Below are 17,517 nucleotides of genomic sequence, written 5' to 3' on the forward strand. Positions count from 1 at the left end.
GAATTGTTTGATAAAGGTAACGCATCCGCTGTTGCTCCTTGGCAATAAGTGGTGGTTATCGTATCAAAAGTAGCCGCTTGGGTTGGTTTTACCTCTACCGTAATTGTGGTTGCAATAGCACATTCAAAGGTGCCATCAGGCGTGAAAGTAAAATCAAAATTACCCGCCACACTCGTGTCAATTGTCCCACTCCATGTTCCCGTTACTCCCTCCAATGAAGTCGTCGGTAATAACGGTGATTCCGAACCTTGACAAACTGATATCGGATCAAAAGTTGGTAAAATCTCTGAGGATACGGTGACAGTAAAGCTACTTTGATCTGTACAATTAGGTGTTGTTTCTGAACTAGCATAAACGTAAACAGTAGAGGTTTCTGTAATAAATTCACCAGGAAGTAACTGAGTCCCCAAACCGTCTGCTTGAGTGTAATAAGCATTATTTGCACTTAGATCAGGTAATGTATAACTTTCACAAACACTTACATCTTCAAAAATATCTGCAACAATTGTATTAATTGTGATAGTAAATGTTTCCTCGTCTGAACAATCATCGTTTTGAACGAAAACAAATAGAGTTGTCGTTTCTGTAATTTCGGAACCAGCAAGTAATTGTTCTCCGGTTCCATTAGATTGAGTATAATAATTTCCAACTGAAAGTTCAGGTAGCACAAAAGTATCACAAGCTGAAACATCCTCAATTGGTTCAATATCAACAAAAGGAATGACTGTTACCGTTGTAGAAGCAGTATTTGTACATCCTCCAAAATCAACAGTAACTTCATAAACACCTGCGGTAGTTACTGAAATAGAACTAGTTGTATCAGGCAGAGGATTGGTATCAATTGTCCAAGAAAAAGTAACAGAATTTGGATCATAGTTGGTTGGTGTAACTTCAATGGTTCCAATAGCTCCTTCACAAATGGAGAAGTCAGGTGTTATTGTAAACTGAGGCGTTAAGTCTTCCACAATTAATTGGAAATTATTCAACGCAAAACAATCACCACTCACAGGAGAAACTCTAACGTAAATCGTTTGAGGGTTTTCAGTGTTGTTGAAAGCGGTTGGATTCGCTATTACATTTTGGTTAAGTGTAGCGTCTACTTCAGTTAAATAATAACCAATAACATAGTTAATTCCTAAAGGAGCTGTTAAGGGCTCATCATTTTGAGTTAAATCAAATGTTCCAAATCCAGAAGCACTACAGAAGTATAAATCATTTGGTTCACCAGTAACAAAATCATCAAAATATTCAATGATAATTGAATCTGAAGTACTACAGTTGGTATTGGTATATTGTGCTATAAGTGTGTATTGTCCCGGTTCATCAACAACAAGAGATGGACCTGTTTCATCAGCAATTACATCTTCGCCTAAAAGCCATTGGAATGTAAAAGTATCTGGACTTAACCCAGAGTCAATAACAGTAGTGTCACCAGGGCATAAAGCATTTCCAGAAGCTACTAAAAAGTCCTCTCCTAACTCGATATTACCAATATTAAAACTGCCCCCTTTTAAGAAAACGGCAGAGTCAAACGAGTTGTCTTGACGATCTGCAATAACTAACTTAATTCTGTAAGTGTTATTTGGAATTACAGATGAAGATGCAATCATTGGGATTGTAACTCCATTATAATCTATTGGTGCACCAAGGGGATTTAATCCTGTTGGCAACTCATAAAAAGCATCAAAATATTCAGGGTTAACAGACCCACAATCGTCATTATGTGCCTGATCACGAATCGTTACAACTGAAACTGGAACGTTTGTATTAGGAATTACAGCTAAATTAGTTGTTACGTTTGTATTTAAATCGGTTAATAAAAAAGCAAATGCATCGGAGAATGTACATTGGAAAGTTCCATATTCTTCAGAAGCAAAAATAAAATCAAAACTTATAAAGTCAGTTAAGGGTACAAAATCAAATTCTATGATTGAAGCGTTTCTGGAATTCATCGGATTACCTGTAGCCGCTAAAATAATAGCTTCTAAATCAGCATCTCCGACCCAAGCTTGATTACCATCTCCTAAAGTATTTAAATTTGGTCCAGGTGAACTTGCCGCATTACCTGTTGTCATTACAATTCCGTTTTCAAATGGGAAGGTAGAACCGTTTTGTTCAAAATAACCAATACCATTTTCAGATCCAAAATTTGTGCCCGTAGACCAAGTGATATTACTTACCAAAGCACAAGTAGAATTAATTAAAATATCTTGAACAAGTTCAGGGACAGTGTATTGTGTCGTATTCGCTGAAATTGGAGGAGGAACAGTTCCAACACACACATCAAATGTTGACGTTTGATTTGGAGTACCTGTCCAAGTGAACACTCTAATTTTATATGTTTCACCCGGTGTTAAACCAGAAATAACACTTTGGTTATTATCATTACATTCGATTTGAACAAGATTACCACATTCGTCTCCTGAATAAACAGCATGTATCAAGAAAGTAGTAGAGCCTGTTATATTAATTAAGTTGACAGAGTGTGTAGTGGTTTCTGCTACGAATTCAAACCAAACATCATCATCTGCTGTTCCGTCACAATCATTTGGTTGAGAAGAGGCTGTTGCTCCAATTACCGTTCCGTTCACAAATAGAGAACAATTTGTATCAGGATTAACAGGCACAGGTATAGCATTATCACAATCGTCATTAGCAATCAAAGTTACAAAAGCTCTTGGTCCGGCCCAATTGCTAAGATCATCTACTGCACAAATTGCTCTTACATAAAACACATATGCAGTACCGGGTTCTAAATCATTTACAGTGTATGTTGGTTCTGTAAGCACAACACCGGTATCAGTTGGAAGAGGTGCAGGAGACCCTGCCGGTAGAATTATTACTTCCCAGGAGGTAGCAGTTCCTATTTCATTCCAAGTTAAGGTTGCTCCGGTTTGTGTTAATGCAGAAGCTACTAATGTATTCGGCTTTGGGCAAGATGGGGGAGTACAACTTACAAAGCCAGAATACAATGATGTTCCTTGCGTACCTTCACCAGGTAATTTTATAAATAATTGTTCTCCAAATGGGTCAATAATTTCAACACCAACTTCAAATGCAAAAGCACCACCTGTATTCCAAAATAATTCAAAAGGTAAGTTGTCACAAAGTGGTACTGTCACGGTTACAGGGCCAAATCCATTTGTAAAAGTCGGTCCAATCACTCCAACTACAATGCCATTTTGTGTAACATTCATCGTATTTCCATTCCATCCATCACCAAAACTATCTGTCAAAATAAATGAATATAAACATTGATTTGCCACTTCACAAATGGTTGTGTTAAATGAAGCAGGTTGAGTCCAATTACTTGGTGTTGGTGTAGAACAAATTGATCGAACATATACATCATATAAGGTGGCTGCTGTTAATCCTGTTAATTCAAGCGAATTTCCGGTAACAATTTCACCTGTACTGGATGCAGTAGGAGCAGGAGAACCTGCAGGAAGCACAATCACTTCATATTGTGTCACTCCGGGAATTACAGTCCAACTAACTGTTGCTGATGTATCTCCAATAGTACTGACAGTAACACCGCTTGGTGGTAAACATGCAGGATTATCACAGTCAACCGTTCCGGAATAGAGAACACTTCCAACTAACCCGGGAGAGGATGTTGTTAAGGCATAAAGTACTTGATTAAAGGGTGAGGGATTAATGATTGAAACCCTAACTTCAGTAGAAAAACCTCCACCATTTTCCCAAAAAAGGTCAAATGGTAAGTTATTACATAGCGAAACTGCTATATCAATTGGCCCAAAACCATTAATGAAAGATGGACCTAAGGTAGCTACAATTATCCCGTTTTGTCTTACCAACATGGTTGCACCATTCCAGCCATCACCAAAACTATCTTGCAACCTAAATGTATAGGTACACTGTTCGCTTGGTTCACAAATGGTTGTATTAAATAAAAATGGACCTGACCAAACACTGAATGTTCCGTCTCCACAATCTGCTCTGACATAATATTGATACGCAGTTGCTGCTGTTAAGCCATCGGCTAAAAATCCTGAATTTGTAGTTGCCGTTACACCTGATCCAGATGGAATTGCAGAACCAGCAGGTTGCACGGCTACTTCCCATGCAGTCGCACCACTCGGATTAGACCAAGATAATTCAGCACTTGATTGACCGATATTGGCAGCTGAAAGTGATGCCGGTGGTGGACAATTAACAACTTGAAGTGTTAAAGTGTATGCAACACTCTGAGGTGCAGCCCAAGTTGAAATTACAATATAATAGGTTTGGCCTGCCGTAACCGGTAAGTCTATGACTCTAGGTGTTTGATCACTGTTTGCAACACCGGCAATACAACTCACTCCAACATTAGCACAACTATTATAAACAAATAATCCTGACCATGTTCCTGTGGGCGTCATTGTAATGTTAACTACGCCATTGTTTTGGGCAGTAAATGAATAAAAAACATCATCACCATCTAAAAATCCATTTGGACTACCACAACCTGTTCCTGGGGGTCCATTTACATCATCTCCATAAACGGAGGTATTATCTGTGGTTGAATAAGGTAATGAGGCAATTTGAATCGGTGCATTACACGTTTGACCGGGTGATGTTGTTAAGAAATTTGCCGGACCAACCCATTCGCTATTACTTTGGTCGCAAACTGCACGAACATACACTTCGTATTGTGTAGTTGCAGAGAGACCGGTTGCATTAAATGTTGTTCCCGTTACCAATTCCCCTGATCCAGTGGGAGTGTTTGGAAATTCTACTATTTCGACTTCAAATTGAGCTGCTCCACCCGGATTATCCCACGTAATGGTAGCTCCATCTAAGGAAATCCCACCCACTTGAATATTTTCCGGATTAATACATTGCTCCACTAATCGTATATCATCCACAATCCATCTATCTCCGGTGGGAGCAGTAGTAGGTTGATTTACTAACATCACAAAAGCAATGTATATATCTTGTCCTGCGAATCCTGCAGTACCTAAATCGACCGTTTTTTCTTCACAGATGTTGAATATTGCGTTCAACTCCGCTTCTGACCATTGAGCTACTATAGTAAACCCACTAGTTTGAGACACTGTAGAAACTCTAATTTGGTAAGTTGTGTTATCAAATCCGTTGATAGTAGAACGCGTCGAAAAAATTAATTGACCGTTTTGAGGAACAGTCAAAAGGTCAGTAACCATCCATTTTTCAGAGGTGTTTCCGGCCCCAATATTTTCGCGGCCATTTGCAAAGGCAGAAATTGTTCCTTCACACACGGTTGGGGGATTTGTTACTGTTGATACGGTTGTCCATTGATTGGTACCAAACCCATTGTTAAATACTGTCCATCCTGATGGAATTCCGCCCTCAAAGTTTTCTTGAGCGAGGGAAACCGTTCCGGTCAGTAAAAACAACAGCAATAAAAATGTAATTTTTTTCATAAAATAAAGACGTTTAGGTTGTTGTTATTTAGTCATCTAAAATAGAAAAAATATGTTGCTATAAATAGTAAAAACGACAAAATGAACTTAAAACCGATATAATTCACAAAAAAGAGATAAAATGTTTAATTATTTATAAAAGATACAATTTTGAAGTTTAAAAAGATGATAAACATTTTTTGTATCTTTGAATCACATTATAATAATTTGAAAACAAAAATATACTTCGCATCCGATCAACATTTTGGGGCCCCGACTCCAGCGGCCAGTTTCCCAAGAGAACAAAAATTTGTGGCTTGGTTGGATGAAATCAAACACGATGCTACAGCACTTTTTTTATTAGGTGATTTATTCGATTTTTGGTTTGAATATAAAACAGTTGTACCTAAAGGCTTCGTGCGTGTTTTGGGAAAGTTAGCCGAACTTCGAGACAGCGGAATTCCCATTTATTTTTTTGTGGGAAATCACGATTTATGGATGCATGATTATTTTGAAAAAGAATTAAATATTCCCGTTTTTCATGATAATCAAGAATATACGTTTAATGGTAAAACTTTTTTAATTGGCCATGGCGATGGAAAAGGTCCGGGCGACAAAGGCTATAAACGCATGAAAAAAGTGTTTACCAATCCGTTTTCTAAATGGTTGTTTCGTTGGTTGCATCCGGATATCGGGGTGAAATTAGCTCAATATCTTTCCGTAAAAAATAAATTAATTTCAGGAGCAGAAGACGTAAAATTTTTAGGTGAAGAAAACGAATGGCTCGTGCAATATGCTAAACGAAAACTGACTTTCAAACACTATAATTATTTCATTTTCGGACATCGTCATTTACCCATGCAATTGGAAGTAGGAGAAAATTCAACCTACATCAACCTCGGTGATTGGATTGGCTATTTTACTTATGGTGTTTTTGATGGCGAAAAATTTGAGTTGAAAGAATTCAAAAACTAACGAACATCTTTCGCTCTTAATTGAACCGTAACATTTCCATTGAACTCATTTTCATCAATACAAAAAGCCATTTCAAACGGTTTGTGATTTTTGGTTAGCTCTAATTTTTTTCCTAAACCAAAACCAATTACACCAAAACCTTCTGAGTTATTTTGTTTTACAAATAATTTCAAATGTTCATCGTTTTGACCAAGTGTTTTTCCATAACCGGTATCCGTTAGATTTTTTGCTGTAAAAACTGGGGTCATGTTTTCAGGACCAAAAGGCTCAAATTGATGTAAAAGTCTAATTAATTTCGGATTAATTTCTGTTAAATCTATTTCGGCATCAACCGATATTTCAGGAATTAATAAATCGGGATGAATGGATTCTTGTACTACTTTTTCAAATGCTTCTTTAAATTGTATATAATTTTCTTCTTTCAATGTCATTCCGGCGGCATACATGTGTCCGCCAAATTGCTCTAAATATTCGGAACATTTTTCCAACGCATTATACACATCAAAATCTTTGACAGAACGAGCCGAAGCCGCTAATTTATCACCACTTTTGGTAAAAACTAACGTCGGACGATAATAGGTTTCCGTCAAACGAGAAGCTACAATTCCAATTACACCTTTGTGCCAATTTTCATTGTAAACAACTGTTGTAAATTTTTCTTTTTCGTTGTTTTCTTCAATTTGAGCCAAGGCTTCAATGGTGATTTGTTTGTCTAAATCTTTTCGATTCAGATTATATCCTTCAATCTCAGAAGCAAATTGTTCTGCTTGTTCCAAATTAAATTCAGTCAATAACTCAACTGCGTGATTACCGTGTTTAATTCTTCCGGCGGCATTAATTCGTGGTGCGATTATAAAAACTACGTCGGTAATCGTAAGCACTTTTTTCTTTACATTTTGAATCAATGCTTTAATTCCGGGTCTTGGGTTGGAATTGATGAATTCTAAACCAAATTTGGCTAAGATGCGATTTTCTCCCGTCATCGGAACAATATCGGCGGCTATTGCTGTAGCGACTAAATCTAAATACGGAATCAAATCTTCAATCGTTTCACCTTTATTTTGTGCTAAGGCTTGTATCAATTTAAAACCCACTCCGCAACCACAAAGTTCATCGTAAGGATAAGTACAATCACTTCTTTTTGGGTCTAAAACGGCAATGGCGTCGGGTAAATTTTCCCCAGGTCGATGGTGATCACAAATGATGAAATCAATATTTTTTGATTTCGCATAAGCTACATGATCAATTGATTTTATCCCACAATCTAAGGCAATGATTAAAGAAAAACCATTATCGTCTGCAAAGTCAATTCCTTTGAACGAAATACCGTAACCTTCATCATACCGATCCGGAATATAGGTAGCAACATTCGGATAAAAACTTCTAAAATAAGAGGAGACCAAAGAAACCGCTGTTGTTCCATCCACATCATAATCGCCAAAAACTAAAATATTTTCTTGATTGGCAATCGCTTTTTCAATTCGTTGAACAGCTTTGTCCATATCTTTCATCAAATACGGATCATGCAAATCGTTTAAAGACGGTCTGAAAAATTGTTTGGCTTGGTTAAAAGTAGTAATTCCTCTTTGTACTAAAAGAGAGGCAATGAGTTTGCTAACCTTAAGTTCGGTTGCTAATTGCGAAACCAAATGAGGCTCCGGTTTGGGTTTGATGTTCCAACGCATAATAAATTAATTTTGAATGGCTTATACTTTTGGATGGTACTCAATTTTCACATCCACTTCGGCAAATTTACGAAACATTTCCATAACGCCGCAATATTTTTCTACTGATAAATTTACGATTTTTTGTAATTTTTCTTTTTCTAAATCATTTCCATAGAAGTGGTAAACTACTCGAACAGCATGATAATATTTAGGATGCTCTTCGGTTAAATCGCCTTCAACATCAATATGAAACGAATCTACTGCAACTTTCATTTTGGGCAACAAAGAAGCCACATCAATTCCTGTGCAACCCGCTAAGGCATCCAACATCAAGGCTTTTGGACGAAGTCCGTTATTCGTTCCACCAATTTCAATATCGGCATCAATTCTGAAATTTCCTCCTGGATTGGTCGCTTCAAACGCCATTCCTCCCAACCATTTTGTTGAAATTTGATGTGTCATGTTGAACTTTTTTTTCAAAGATAATGATTTTTTAAAAATTTTTTAATTCAAAAAAATATTGTAAATTTGTTGCATATTTGTTTCATTAATGAACAAAATAAGTAATAATGTATCAAAATAGCTACAATAAAAATTGGTATGCCATGACCGATGCCGCTGTTGTTCGATCGCTTTGTTCCAGTTTGAAACAAATGCGACTAAACAAAAACATCTCTCAAGAAGAGCTTGCCGAACAATGCGGTTTAAGCCGAATAACCATTAGTCGTATGGAATCCGGAAAGGCAATCAACTTGTTAACCATGGTGCAAGTCATGCGAGCATTGGGAAAATTAGAACTACTCAATTACCTCAACGAAGAACCGGAAATTAGTCCGTTACAAGTTATGGAAGAACGTTCCAAATACCGCAAAAAAGCTTCTCCATCCAAATAAATATGAATACAATTGCTGCTGTAAAAATATGGAATCGCAAGTTAGGTGCGGTGCTTTGGGACGAGTCTAAAAATGTGGGGGTTTTTGAATTCGACAAAAATTTTATTGACTCTGGTTTAGATTTATCGCCTATAACACTTCCAATGTCTGAGGTGAGCAAAGGACGGCGGGTTTTTTCATTTCCATTTTTAAATTTTGAAACATTTAAAGGGTTGCCTGGTTTGTTAGCAGACAGTTTACCGGACAAATTTGGAAATCAAGTAATTGATGCTTGGCTCGCTCGACAAGGTAAAACTGCTCAAAGCTTTAATCCGGTTGATCGACTTTGTTACATTGGCAAACGTGGCATGGGAGCATTAGAGTTTGAACCAGAATCAGGACAACAAATGATTCCTTCCAATGCATTAGAAATTGAAGCTTTGGTTGAATTTGCGAAAGAAGTTTTGGCGGAACGGGCTTCTTTTCAAACCAATTTGAAAGATGAAAAAGGTTTTTCAGATATTCTTCAAGTGGGAAGTTCTGCCGGAGGAGCACGTGCGAAAGCCATTATTGCCTACAATCAAAAAACGGGTGAAGTTCGCTCAGGTCAAATTGATGGATTGGAAGGTTTTGATTATTGGTTGATAAAATTCGACGGTGTGACCAATCATCAATTGGGCGACCCAAAAGGCTACGGAAACATTGAATATGCCTATTATTTGATGGCAACCGCTGCCGGAATCAACATGATGGAAAGCGAATTGAAAATTGAAAATCAGCGAGCTCATTTTATGACGAAGCGTTTTGATCGACAAAACAATCAGAAAATGCACATGCAAACGTTGTGTGGTTTAGCTCATTTTGATTATAATTTGCCGGGTTCCTATTCGTATGAACAAGCGTTGATGGTGATGCGACAAATGCAATTGCCCTATCCCGACATGGAAGAATTATACCGAAGAATGATTTTTAACGTAATGGCCAGAAACCAAGATGACCATACTAAAAACATTTCTTTTTTGATGAATTCGGATGGAAAATGGTCGCTTTCACCGGCATATGATGTGACTTTTGCCTTTAATCCGTCCAATTTTTGGTTGAAAGCTCATCAAATGACGGTTAATGGAAAAAAGGTAAACATTGAGTTGAATGATGTAGTAACGTTAGCGAAAAACGTCAACATTAAAAGGCCAAAACAAATTATTGATGAATGTCGGAAATCGATTTTAAAATGGGATGAATTTGCCGAAAAAGCACTCATCTCTTCGGCTCAACAAAAAGAAATAAAAAGCTTTTTTAATTTATTGATGTAACTTTATTGTTTCATTAATGTTTAAAAACAGTCATAACGAAACTTATTTGTTACAATTTATTTTGATGCTTTTCCCCCAACTACCACTACAATTTCCCCTTTGGCGGGTTTAGCTTCAAAATGTTTTAAAACATCAGCTGCTGTTCCGCGAACGGTCTCTTCATGTAATTTTGATAATTCCCTAGAAACGGAAACTTGTCTATCGGCACCAAAATACTGTACAAATTCCGCTAAGGTTTTATTTAATTTGTGTGGCGAAACGTAGAAAATCATCGTTCTGACTTCTTCGGCTAAGGCTAAAAAACGAGTTTGTCTTCCTTTTTTATCAGGCAAAAAACCTTCGAAAACAAATTTATCATTGGGTAATCCGCTGTTCACCAAAGCAGGAACAAAAGCGGTGGCTCCGGGCAAACATTCTACTTCAATGTTATTTTCTACACAAGCTCGGGTGAGCAAAAATCCCGGGTCGGATATAGCAGGAGTTCCCGCATCAGAAATCAACGCAAGGGTTTCTCCGGTTTGCAAACGTTTAATCAAACCTTCTACGGTTTTGTGTTCGTTATGCATGTGGTGACTTTGCATGTGCGTTCCAATCTCGAAATGCTTCAATAATTTTCCGCTGTTTCGAGTATCTTCGGCCAAGATGCAATCGACTTCTTTGAGCACTTTGATGGCTCTGAAAGTCATGTCTTCTAGGTTTCCGATGGGTGTGGGAACGATGTAGAGTTTGCTCATCTACGCAAATTTTTTCTCCACCAAATTCATAAAACGATCCGCATATTCTTCTTTCCCTTCCCAATTATTGTAATCAGGTTTCACCATATCAACGATAAATTGTTGCACTTCTTCAAACGAATCGTAGGTGCTGATTTGAGAGATTACACGGTTAAAATCTTCGTTACTTCCGCCAAATAAATGTTTCACAAAGGCAATTCGGTCATTCAAACCAATGTTAATTCCTTTGATTAAGGTATCATTTAAAGAGGCTGTTTTGTGTTCGGTTTTTACTGTAAAAGCCTCTGTTTTGGTTTCGTTTTTAACCTCCGGAATGATGGTTTCTTCTACTTTTTCAAATGAAATTTCGGTTACTTTTTCTACTTCTTTCGGAACGTCATTCACTTTTACAAATTCCGGTTCTTTATAATCTGTCCCTAGTAAATCTTCAAATGAAATTTGTTTTTGCTCCATTTTAGCAGCCGGTTTTTCCTCTTCTTCTTCCGCCAATTCAAATAGTGGACTAAAAACCGGTTCTTGTTTTTCCTCTTTTAATTCTTCTTGAACAGGCTCTGCTTCTTCGGATATTTCCTCTTCTATTACTTCTTCAACCATAATTTCCTCTTCCTCCAATACGATTTCTTCTTCCATGGTTTCTTCTGCCACCACTTCTTGAATAGGTTCCTCTTCCACAGTTTCTAGAGAAACTTCTGTTTTAACTTCTTGTATTTTTTCTTCCGCGACAACGACTTCCGGTTGAGATAGAGTTTCAGCTAGGAGTTTTTCTTCTAATTCATCTTCTGAAATTTCATTCTTCAACACGTTTATGTTTTCTTCATAAAACCGAAGAACCGCTAATTTTTCATATAATTTTTGAGCTTCCTGATGCAATTGAATTACATCTTCTTTTCCTTTTAATTTTAAAACACGGTGTGCAATACTAATTAAATCTGCTTCTAACTTTTTCTTCATAACTTTTACAATTATATTGAATTTAGCGAATGGAATTTTATAAATTTGTTTCTGATACAAAATAACATAAAATATGTTATTCTTTAGCTAGAAAAGTAGAAAATGTTTCTTGAAAATACCGTAAATCATAAAGAACAATTTGGCTGGATTGAAGTAATCTGCGGTTCAATGTTCTCCGGAAAGACCGAAGAACTCATCCGAAGACTAAAAAGAGCTCAGTTTGCCAAACAAAAAGTGGAGATTTTTAAACCGGCCATCGATACGCGTTACCACGATGAAATGGTGGTTTCTCACGATTCAAATGAAATTCGTTCTACACCCGTTCCGGCCGCCGCCAATATTCGTATTTTAGCTCAAGGTTGCGATGTGGTGGGTATTGATGAAGCTCAATTTTTTGACGATGAAATCATCACCATTTGTAATGATTTAGCCAATTCCGGCATTCGGGTAATTGTTGCCGGTTTAGATATGGATTTTAAAGGAAATCCTTTTGGTCCAATGCCCGCACTAATGGCTACAGCTGAATATGTCACCAAAGTGCACGCCGTTTGCACCCGAACCGGAAATTTAGCTAATTACAGTTTCAGAAAAGCAGACAATGACAAATTGGTTATGCTCGGCGAAACCGAAGAATATGAACCGTTAAGCAGAGCCGCCTATTATCATGCTATGCGTGAACAAGCAGAAAACAAAACGGAAGCAGAAAACAAATCAAAAACCTAACCGTGAGTCTCGTTGTCAACGATATTATTCCTCAACTACAAGCTGAATTTTTCGGAAATCATCCTGAAAATAGTATTCAGAATGTTTCCATAGACAGCCGTTCGTTGCAAAATAATGAATTCACGCTTTTCTTTTGTATCATTGGTCCAAACCATAACGGTCATGATTACATCCAAGAGCTGATTGAAAAAGGAGTAAAAAACTTCGTGGTTTCACAAGTGGTGAATCCAACACCGGAAATTAATTTTTTAAAAGTTGAAGATACACTAGTTGCCCTCCAACAATTTGCCGCTTTTTATCGAAAAAAATTCAGTTTCCCAATTATTGGTGTTACCGGAAGCAATGGTAAAACGATTGTCAAAGAATGGCTTAATTTTTTATTGAGTCCTGATTATAACATCATCCGAAGTCCGAAAAGCTATAACTCTCAAGTAGGTGTTCCACTTTCAGTGATTGGGATCAATGAGCAACACAATTTAGGCATTTTTGAAGCGGGAATTTCCACCGTAAATGAAATGCAAAAGTTGGAAGCCATCATCCATCCTACCATAGGAATCTTAACGAATATTGGTTCTGCTCACGATGAAGGTTTTGAAAATTTGGGTCAGAAAATCAAAGAAAAATTAAAACTTTTCCCGAATGTTGATGTTTTGATTTATAACAAAAATAAATCAATTGACGCTTTCTTAAATCCGAACATCAAAACATTTTCATGGAGTTCAAGTGACAAATCAGCAGATGTTTTGATTCATCATAAAACTACGAATGATAAAACGAGTTTGAATATCACCATTGATAAAACCTGTTTTAAAATTAACATCCCATTTTCTGATGAGGCTTCTATTGAAAATGTGATTCAATGTTTGATGGTCATGTTTTATTTTAAGTATGATTTTGACACCATTCAAAATCGGTTGTCGCTTTTATATCCGATTGAAATGCGGCTAAAAGTGAAAAAAGGCATTAACAACACAACCATTATTGATGACAGTTACAGTTCCGACTTTCAATCGTTAAAAATCGCCTTAGACTTTTTGGAAAGTCAAAAACAACACCATAAAAAAACCTTGATTTTATCGGATATTTTTCAGAGTGGTTTAGAAAATGACGAATTGTATTCTCGCGTTTCTCAAATGGTGATTTCCAATAAAATTAATCGGGTTATTGGTGTAGGCGAGACCATTTCTCACTATAAACACAAATTTTTAAATGGCATAACATTTCTTTCTCAAGCCGACTTTTTAGCTCATTTTGATAGTTTACAATTTGAAAACGAAACCATTCTTATTAAAGGAGCACGCAGCTTTCATTTTGAAGAAATCGTATCGTTGTTAGAAGAAAAAACTCATGAAACGGTTTTAGAGATAAACCTGAATGCTCTTTCGCACAATTATAATTTTTATAAAGCAAAGCTAAAACCGGAAACCAAAATGATGGTGATGGTGAAAGCGTTTAGCTATGGAAATGGTGGGTTAGAAATTGCCAAATTGCTGGAATACCTCAAAGCAGATTATTTAGGGGTGGCTTTCGCCGACGAGGGAATTGCTCTCAAAAGTAACGGAATCCATTTGCCAATTATGGTTTTAAATCCGGAGTCTACCAGCTTTGAGGCCATTATTCAACATGAATTAGAACCCGAAATTTATAGTTTAAAAGGATTGAATGCCTTTTTAAAAATTGCCAAACAAAAACACTTGAAGGACTTTCCGATTCATTTGAAAATTGATACCGGAATGCATCGATTGGGTTTTGATGAAATTCACTTGGAAGAATTAATCTCGATTCTAAAAAACTGCAAAACAGTGCAAGTAAAAAGTATTTTGTCGCACATGGCCACAAGCGATGATTTAGCACACCACGATTTTGCATTGGAACAAATTGAAAAATTCAACCGTATTTCTACTTATATAAGTGCCGCATTAGAAATTAGTCCGATTCGACATATTTTAAACACCTCCGGCATTTCCAATTATCCGCAAGCTCAATTTGATATGGTTCGTTTGGGGATTGGTTTATATGGTATTTCAAACGATGCAAACGAACAAAAGTTTTTGGAAAATGTGGGCACTTTAAAATCGGTAATTTCACAAATTCGAACAATTCAAGCTGGAGAAAGTGTAGGTTATGGTAGACGTTTCATCGCCGAAAAAGAAACAAAAATCGCTACTATCCCAATTGGCTATGCCGACGGAATCAGAAGAAGTTGGGGCAACGGACTAGGTTTTGTAGTCATCAACAACCAAAAAGCCTCGATTGTTGGCAGTGTTTGTATGGATATGTTAATGGTCGACATTACTGACATTCCATGTGTGGAAGGAAACGAAGTCATCATTTTAGGCGAAAATCCATCCGTATCCTTCATGGCAGCAAAATTGAGCACCATTCCTTATGAAATTCTGACCGGAATTTCACAACGTGTCAAGCGAATTTTCTACAGAGAGTAATTTTTTTATTGCAATTGTTAAAATTTTAACTAACTTCGTGTTAACAAAACTTTAAAAACTAAAATTATGTTGAAAGAATTTAAGAATTTTATCATGACCGGCAATGTTATTGAATTTGCCGTTGCAGTAATTATGGCAGGAGCTGTAGGAGCTGTAGTGAATGGATTTGTTAGCGACATCGTTATGCCTGTTGTTGGGATGTTAACCGGAGGCGTTGATTTTTCTGAAATGAAAGTAGTTTTACAAGCAGCCGTAGCAGAATCAGAAGGCGTTGCTGCCGTTCCTGAAGTTGCCATCCGTTGGGGAGCTTGGGTAAACACTTTAGTTAATTTAGTGATTGTAGGCTTTGTGATGTTTATGATTATCAAAGCATACAACAAAATGAAAAAACCGGTTGAAGAAGCTCCAGCTGCACCTGCCGGACCAACACAAGAAGAATTATTAGCAGAAATCAGAGATTTATTGAAAAAATAGTCGTTCCGCTACACTATATATTCTAACTAAACCCCGACTTGTTCGGGGTCTTTTTTTACAAAAAACCAAAATTTTGTGAAACTGATTTTTTTCAACGTACTATTCTTTACTTTTGTACTTTAAATCTAAAAATTCACACATGAGAGTTGCAGTTGTTGGTGCTACCGGAATGGTTGGCGAAGTTATGCTTCAGGTTTTAGCGGAGAGAAATTTTCCGATTACAGAATTAATTCCGGTTGCTTCGGAAAAGTCGATTGGTAAAGAAATTGAATTCAAAGGAAATAAATACAAGGTAGTTGGATTGCAAACCGCAGTTGAAATGCGTCCCGACATTGCTTTGTTTTCTGCCGGAGGAGAAACTTCCTTAGCTTGGGCTCCCAAATTTGCTGAAGCCGGCACAACCGTAATCGACAATTCTTCCGCTTGGCGAATGGATCCAACCAAAAAATTAGTGGTTCCAGAAATCAATGCTTCCGAATTAACTAAAGATGATAAAATCATTGCTAATCCAAACTGTTCAACGATTCAAATGGTGATGGTTTTAAATCCGTTACATAAAAAATATAACGTAAAACGAGTAATTGTTTCCACGTATCAATCCATTACCGGAACGGGTGTAAAAGCGGTGCAACAATTAGAGAATGAGTACCACAACATCCAAGGAGCTATGGCGTATCCATACCCCATCCATAGGAATGCCATTCCGCAATGTGATGTGTTTGAAGACAACGGCTACACCAAAGAAGAAATGAAATTGGTTCGCGAAACCCAAAAAATTATGGGCGACAGAAGCATAGCCGTGACAGCAACTGCCATCCGAATTCCGGTGGTTGGCGGACACAGTGAAGCGGTGAATGTGGAGTTTTCAGATGATTTTGAGGTGAATGAAGTGCGTTCGATTTTACATAACACACCCGGCGTGACCGTTCAAGATAATTTAGACACCAAAACCTATCCCATGCCGATTTATGCACAAGGAAAAGACGATGTATTTGTGGGTAGAATTCGCCGCGATGAAAGTCAGCCCAACACCTTAAACATGTGGATTGTGGCCGATAATTTACGCAAAGGTGCAGCGACTAATACGGTGCAAATTGCGGAGTATTTGGTGGAGAATAATTTAGTTTAAGATAATATTATATAGTTAAAAGCTCCTTTTTAGGGGCTTTTTTTGTTTATAAAGAATTTTTTATAAAACAATATATTGCTGAATTTTTTTTATTTTTAATTAAATTTATATTACGCAAAGTTGGGAGACATTGTGGAGCGGGTTTGTAAGAAAATTCAATTCGTAAAAAGTAAATTAGTATTTTTGATTCAAAAAGTAATACAAGTGAAGAAAACATTACTTAGTATTTGGAAAGACCCTGTTTGGAGTAAAGTAATATCAGTTGCAATCATTGCAATAGTTGGCGGTATTTATACAGCTTATAACTGGGGGAGAGCAAAAAACTTCTTAAAAGAACAATATAACAATTTTATAAATTTGAATGTTCCTTTATACTATATAATATTATTTATTTTAATATTAGGTTTGTTTATTTGGGTCCTTTCTAAATTAAACATTACTAAAGTTAAAACTAAAAAAGACCACTTTATTGGTGATGATTATCGCTATACTTTTGGAGATGTAAATATATTATGTAGATATAGTGTTGGTGTTAGTAATTATACTGGTAAACCTTTCATTTTTAATCTAAAAGTTTATTGTAATAAACATACTCCTGCATTAGAATTAAATGAAGGTTATTGTTCTGTTAGGGATTGTTCAAATGATAAAGTATATATAGATTTATTTAAAGTAGAGAAGATTTTAGAAGCAGACATTATACATAGATGGGAGGAATATGACAAAAAATAGAATTTAAATTTAGTTCGTTTTTAATATCATTACCCTCATTAAAGACTTTCTATGAAATAATCCCCTTCCTAAACTCTTCCTAAAAATTTCCCTTTAAAGAGCTTTTTCCCTACCTTTGC

At 36.6% G+C, this 17,517-nt stretch carries 13 protein-coding genes; 8 read left to right on the plus strand and 5 right to left on the minus strand.

Annotation, left to right across the window (positions count from 1 at the left end):
- Window positions 1–5,405, minus strand: a 5,405-nt coding sequence (locus EQG68_RS00005; protein ID WP_164975349.1) for a choice-of-anchor L domain-containing protein, incomplete at its 3' end; no start/stop codon positions are given.
- Window positions 5,406–5,570: 165 nt separating this feature from the next.
- On the opposite strand from EQG68_RS00005, the gene EQG68_RS00010 reads away from it, so the two are divergent.
- Window positions 5,571–6,359 (plus strand): UDP-2,3-diacylglucosamine diphosphatase, encoded by a 789-nt coding sequence (locus tag EQG68_RS00010; RefSeq protein WP_129462739.1) that lies wholly within the window; start codon window positions 5,571–5,573, stop codon window positions 6,357–6,359.
- On the opposite strand, the gene recJ is transcribed toward EQG68_RS00010, so the two are convergent.
- Entirely contained in the window at window positions 6,356–8,044 is a 1,689-nt protein-coding gene (gene recJ / locus EQG68_RS00015) for a single-stranded-DNA-specific exonuclease RecJ (protein ID WP_129462740.1), read from the minus strand. The genes EQG68_RS00010 and recJ overlap by 4 nt on opposite strands.
- Window positions 8,045–8,065: 21 nt before the next feature.
- Window positions 8,066–8,488 carry an OsmC family protein gene (locus tag EQG68_RS00020; protein ID WP_129462741.1) on the minus strand — a complete coding sequence of 141 codons (423 nt, stop codon included), beginning with the start codon at window positions 8,486–8,488 and terminating at the stop codon, window positions 8,066–8,068.
- Window positions 8,489–8,595: 107 nt separating this feature from the next.
- Between EQG68_RS00020 and EQG68_RS00025 the strand changes: the two genes are divergently transcribed.
- Window positions 8,596–8,919 carry a helix-turn-helix domain-containing protein gene (locus EQG68_RS00025; RefSeq protein WP_129462742.1) on the plus strand — a complete coding sequence of 108 codons (324 nt, stop codon included), beginning with the start codon at window positions 8,596–8,598 and terminating at the stop codon, window positions 8,917–8,919.
- Between the two features lie 2 nt (window positions 8,920–8,921).
- Window positions 8,922–10,211 (plus strand): type II toxin-antitoxin system HipA family toxin, encoded by a 1,290-nt coding sequence (locus tag EQG68_RS00030; protein WP_129462743.1) that lies wholly within the window; start codon window positions 8,922–8,924, stop codon window positions 10,209–10,211.
- A gap of 56 nt (window positions 10,212–10,267) precedes the next feature.
- On the opposite strand, the gene rsmI is transcribed toward EQG68_RS00030, so the two are convergent.
- Together rsmI and EQG68_RS00040 are read right to left on the minus strand one after the other, a co-directional pair.
- Window positions 10,268–10,945, minus strand: coding sequence for a 16S rRNA (cytidine(1402)-2'-O)-methyltransferase (gene rsmI, locus EQG68_RS00035; protein ID WP_129462744.1), 678 nt, complete (start codon window positions 10,943–10,945; stop codon window positions 10,268–10,270).
- On the minus strand, window positions 10,946–11,896 hold the full coding sequence (locus tag EQG68_RS00040; RefSeq protein WP_129462745.1) for a hypothetical protein: 951 nt from the start codon (window positions 11,894–11,896) through the stop codon (window positions 10,946–10,948).
- Window positions 11,897–11,998: 102 nt separating this feature from the next.
- Here EQG68_RS00040 and EQG68_RS00045 point away from each other — a divergent pair, with 102 nt between their 5' ends.
- The 5 genes from EQG68_RS00045 to EQG68_RS00065 all read left to right on the plus strand — a co-directional run bounded on the left by EQG68_RS00045 (window position 11,999) and on the right by EQG68_RS00065 (window position 17,398).
- On the plus strand, window positions 11,999–12,619 hold the full coding sequence (locus EQG68_RS00045; RefSeq protein WP_129462746.1) for a thymidine kinase: 621 nt from the start codon (window positions 11,999–12,001) through the stop codon (window positions 12,617–12,619).
- Window positions 12,620–12,621: 2 nt separating this feature from the next.
- Entirely contained in the window at window positions 12,622–15,063 is a 2,442-nt protein-coding gene (locus EQG68_RS00050) for a bifunctional UDP-N-acetylmuramoyl-tripeptide:D-alanyl-D-alanine ligase/alanine racemase (RefSeq protein ID WP_129462747.1), read from the plus strand.
- A gap of 66 nt (window positions 15,064–15,129) precedes the next feature.
- Window positions 15,130–15,537 carry a large-conductance mechanosensitive channel protein MscL gene (gene mscL, locus EQG68_RS00055; RefSeq protein WP_129462748.1) on the plus strand — a complete coding sequence of 136 codons (408 nt, stop codon included), beginning with the start codon at window positions 15,130–15,132 and terminating at the stop codon, window positions 15,535–15,537.
- 139 nt (window positions 15,538–15,676) lie between these two features.
- The gene (locus EQG68_RS00060; RefSeq protein ID WP_129462749.1) at window positions 15,677–16,666 is read left to right on the plus strand and encodes an aspartate-semialdehyde dehydrogenase; all 990 of its coding nucleotides are present in this window, start codon (window positions 15,677–15,679) and stop codon (window positions 16,664–16,666) included.
- A 204-nt stretch (window positions 16,667–16,870) separates the two neighbouring features.
- The gene (locus EQG68_RS00065) at window positions 16,871–17,398 is read left to right on the plus strand and encodes a hypothetical protein (protein WP_129462750.1); all 528 of its coding nucleotides are present in this window, start codon (window positions 16,871–16,873) and stop codon (window positions 17,396–17,398) included.
- Window positions 17,399–17,517 lie beyond the last annotated feature (119 nt).

It is taken from the genome of Flavobacterium piscinae (assembly GCF_004122145.1).
In the GTDB taxonomy this organism is placed as follows: domain Bacteria; phylum Bacteroidota; class Bacteroidia; order Flavobacteriales; family Flavobacteriaceae; genus Flavobacterium; species Flavobacterium piscinae.

Excerpts from the sequence above, each read along its gene's own strand:
- recJ (WP_129462740.1), bottom strand. The coding sequence starts at position 8,044 with ATGCGTTGGAACATCAAACCCAAACCGGAGCCTCATTTGGTTTCGCAA.
- EQG68_RS00010 (WP_129462739.1), top strand. The coding sequence starts at position 5,571 with ATGATAAACATTTTTTGTATCTTTGAATCACATTATAATAATTTGAAA.
- EQG68_RS00040 (WP_129462745.1), bottom strand. The coding sequence starts at position 11,896 with ATGAAGAAAAAGTTAGAAGCAGATTTAATTAGTATTGCACACCGTGTT.
- EQG68_RS00060 (WP_129462749.1), top strand. The coding sequence starts at position 15,677 with ATGAGAGTTGCAGTTGTTGGTGCTACCGGAATGGTTGGCGAAGTTATG.
- EQG68_RS00045 (WP_129462746.1), top strand. The coding sequence starts at position 11,999 with ATGTTTCTTGAAAATACCGTAAATCATAAAGAACAATTTGGCTGGATT.
- EQG68_RS00025 (WP_129462742.1), top strand. The coding sequence starts at position 8,596 with ATGTATCAAAATAGCTACAATAAAAATTGGTATGCCATGACCGATGCC.
- EQG68_RS00020 (WP_129462741.1), bottom strand. The coding sequence starts at position 8,488 with ATGACACATCAAATTTCAACAAAATGGTTGGGAGGAATGGCGTTTGAA.
- EQG68_RS00030 (WP_129462743.1), top strand. The coding sequence starts at position 8,922 with ATGAATACAATTGCTGCTGTAAAAATATGGAATCGCAAGTTAGGTGCG.
- rsmI (WP_129462744.1), bottom strand. The coding sequence starts at position 10,945 with ATGAGCAAACTCTACATCGTTCCCACACCCATCGGAAACCTAGAAGAC.
- mscL (WP_129462748.1), top strand. The coding sequence starts at position 15,130 with ATGTTGAAAGAATTTAAGAATTTTATCATGACCGGCAATGTTATTGAA.